Here is a 278-nt window from a genome sequence, read left to right as displayed (position 1 = left end):
CAATACGTCGCTCTAAGATTTCATTAGAGGCATATCGTATTTTAGAGCAGTTGAGCGACTATTATCCTCGTCATATGACTAAAAAGTTAATGAATATGATGGATAATAACCAGCAGCGCACGAAAGGCACACCGTTTAAACCTTTTAGCGCAGAGCTGTCAAAGTTGCTGAAAGAGAATTATGAAGCTGATAAGGCTGTGCTTGGCTTAATTTAACATTTGTGAAGGTGTGGTTAAGGATGCTCAAAGTTTTAAGAAATAAAAAAGCTTGGCTAAAGG

General features: G+C 37.8%; 1 protein-coding gene. It reads left to right on the top strand.

Annotation, left to right across the window (positions count from 1 at the left end):
* The coding region (locus tag R0J92_RS22645; protein WP_411053314.1) for a hypothetical protein at nt 1-215 on the top strand (215 nt) is incomplete at its 5' end.
* Between the last annotated feature and the right edge of the window lie 63 nt (nt 216-278).

The organism is Tritonibacter sp. SIMBA_163, assembly GCF_046535935.1.
GTDB classification, from domain to species: Bacteria; Pseudomonadota; Alphaproteobacteria; order Rhodobacterales; family Rhodobacteraceae; genus Epibacterium; species Epibacterium scottomollicae.
Note: the sequence above shows the minus strand (reverse complement) of the source record. Positions and strands in the feature narration are given on the sequence as shown.